Here is a 686-nt window from a genome sequence, read left to right as displayed (position 1 = left end):
TGCAAGAATGGTTGAACACTGCGGTTCGTCCAGAATCGGCATGTAACCACTTCTTGCAACTGCAATGGCGCAATATAGTGCGTGCACACATCAATTTGGGTCAGTATGAGGAAGCACGCCAAGCGCTAAACTTCCTGCAAAGTGAAGCGCGCCGTACCAACCTCATTACCGATACCAATCGCAACCTCGTTGTTGAAGCAGTCTTGGCCGCACGCCAAAAAGACGAAGAGCAAGCCAAAGCGCTGCTAAAAGAAGCGCTAGTAATGACGAACCAAACCGGTATGGTCGGAAACTTCCTAATTGATGGCGCTACGATTGGTGGCCTGCTAGAGAAACTCAGCCTGCGTCATGAGCTGGGCGATCTAGAACGTCACCGCGCTCAACAACTAATGAAAGACATTTCATCGAATCAGCGCAGCCGCTCGATCCACTTTGATGAAGACTTTATTGAAAAGTTGGTAAATCACCCGAATGTGCCGGAGCTTGTACGCACGAGCCCGTTAACACAGCGCGAATGGCAGGTTCTAGGTTTGATTTATTCTGGCTTTAGTAACGAGCAAATCGCACAAGAATTGGATGTGGCAGGTACGACAATTAAAACCCACATTCGCAACTTGTATCAAAAGCTCAACATTGCGAATCGTAAAGAAGCCATTGTAACTGCGGAGAATTTACTGCAATTGATG

The 686-nt window shown here is 47.7% G+C and carries 1 protein-coding gene; it reads left to right on the top strand.

The window, feature by feature from the left end:
• Nucleotides 1–686 (top strand): LuxR C-terminal-related transcriptional regulator (locus R7Q46_RS27310; RefSeq protein WP_318078295.1); only part of this gene is annotated, 686 nt, incomplete at both ends.

The organism is Vibrio sp. 811, assembly GCF_033339195.1.
Note: the sequence above shows the minus strand (reverse complement) of the source record. Positions and strands in the feature narration are given on the sequence as shown.